The following is a 1873-nucleotide window of genomic DNA, read 5'->3' on the forward strand; positions in this document are numbered from 1 at the left end:
AAGTAGAAGGGCACGAGCTGCTTGGTGAGCACCAGGCGGCCGAGCATGGCGAAGCCCATGGCAGGCAGGATGTTGGCGGCAACGCCAAAGCCAGCAAGGACAAAGGGCGGGATGAAGTCGAGCAGGCCCTGGATGGCGTCAGCACCCAGATAGAACGACAGCGAGCACAGCAGGAACGCCATGATGATACCGGTCAAACCGATCAGGAAGTGCATCGCATAGACACCCTTAAGGTTGCCCTGGCCGGAGTAGACATCAGCGCGGTCGACCAGGATCGGCAGGGCGGCGTTAAGGATGTTCTTGATGGCAAGGCACAGCGTGGCGATGGGCATGGCAAGCGCGATGGCTGCCTCGGTGCTCTGGCCCAGCTGGATAGCGAAGGCGCAGGCGAGCACGCCGCCGATCGTCTCATCAGGCGGCACGTAGGCGCCGATGGAGATCGAGCCCATGAACAGCAGCTCCAGACTCGCACCGATCGCGAGGCCGGACTGCAGGTCCCCCAGCACCAGGCCCACGAGCGGGCACAGGACGATGGGGCGGAACGCGTAGAGGGTGCCGAGCTGGCAGTCGAACTTACCAAATGCGGCGATAAGTCCGATGAGGATTGCTTGGGTAAGCATACATCCCCCTTTCCATATAGGACACTACGAAGAGCTCAGACTCTTCGAAATTGAACGCCTAGAGCACGCTGGCGCAGTCGACCTTGGGGTCAGCGGCCAGGGGTCGAATCTCGACCTCAACGCCACGATCCAGCATCTCGCGCACATCGGCTTCCTCGGCCGCGGTCAGGAAGATCTGACGAGAGACCTGACGAGCGTCGGGACGCTTCTCGTCCTTGGGCTTGGTGTTGCCCAGGTTGACCGACTTGATCTGCGGGCAGCCCTCAACAAGCTGCTTTGCCTCAGCGATAGTGGCGACGCAGATGATCATCTTGTACTTGTCGGTCACGCCCGAGTTGATAGCTTCGATTGCATGCTCCATATCTTTGATGACGAGCTTGCAGCCGGCAGGCTTGCCCATCTTGAGCGTCGTCTTCCACACCGGGTCGTTAGCGACCTTATCGCCCACGCAGAAGATGCAGTTGGAGCCAAGGCCCTGAACCCAGGAAACTGCGACCTGGCCATGAAGCAGGCGATGGTCAACGCGAAGTAGCTGAATCATAATGTGACCCCCCAAAGGTCTTGTGCCGTCATACGGCGTGTCAGTAGGTGCTGCGGATTAGAACTCTTCCTCCTCCTCGTCATCGACCAAAAGATCGTTGACAAACTTCACGCGCGTATCGTCCGCAGCGACGATGGCGCGAATCGTCTCCTCAACCGGCGCCGACTCGTCAGAGAACAGCAGCTGGATGAGCAGAGGAAGGTTCATGTTGGTAACGAGGTACGTGCGGGGACGCGTCTGGACGATCTTGGTGAACTCGTTGTTAACGCTACCGCCAAAGAGGTCGGTGCAGACAACGACATCATCGTCGGCAGACATGCCTGCCAGCAGTTTTTGGGCCTCCTCGGCCACGTCCATGCGGCCATCGACGAACATCGAAAGATCGTGGACGTTGTCGCGAGCGCCCGAGAGCAGCTCGACGCTCTCCTTGATGCCGGTGGCGAAGTGCGCATGGCTGGCGATGATGTACTGTCTCATTCTGTGTTCCTCTCAATAGCCCGGCACGTTCCCGCACCCGTTTTCTTTAGTAGTCGAACTGGTGATAGTAGCGACGGTAGTTGAGGTTGTGCTTGGTGACCGTCTCGTAGTAGCGAGCCAGGCGGTCGGTCACGAGCACCGTCAGAATCCACGGGGAGACGATGACGCGGAACTCGTCGTCAAGGCCGGGGATCGCGAACTCGGCGGTGTCGATGATGTTGATGTCGGTGTCGCC

Annotated in this window: 3 protein-coding genes and 1 pseudogene; all 4 read right to left on the bottom strand. The window is 59.5% G+C overall.

Annotation, left to right across the window (positions count from 1 at the left end; translation table 11 throughout):
* A partial coding sequence (locus ABHR75_RS09860; RefSeq protein WP_346964233.1) for a PTS mannose/fructose/sorbose/N-acetylgalactosamine transporter subunit IIC occupies positions 1-620 on the bottom strand: 620 nt, incomplete at its 3' end.
* 58 nt (positions 621-678) lie between these two features.
* Positions 679-1161, bottom strand: a complete 483-nt coding sequence (locus tag ABHR75_RS09865; RefSeq protein WP_346964234.1) for a PTS sugar transporter subunit IIB — start codon at positions 1159-1161, stop codon at positions 679-681.
* 57 nt (positions 1162-1218) lie between these two features.
* Positions 1219-1638: a PTS sugar transporter subunit IIA gene (locus ABHR75_RS09870; protein WP_148346728.1), complete on the bottom strand. Its 420-nt coding sequence runs from the start codon at positions 1636-1638 to the stop codon at positions 1219-1221.
* A gap of 46 nt (positions 1639-1684) precedes the next feature.
* A pseudogene (locus ABHR75_RS09875) lies at positions 1685-1873 on the bottom strand (SIS domain-containing protein); the annotation flags it as partial.

The sequence above is a fragment of the Collinsella aerofaciens genome (assembly GCF_039752955.1).
Classification (GTDB): domain Bacteria; phylum Actinomycetota; class Coriobacteriia; order Coriobacteriales; family Coriobacteriaceae; genus Collinsella; species Collinsella aerofaciens_BI.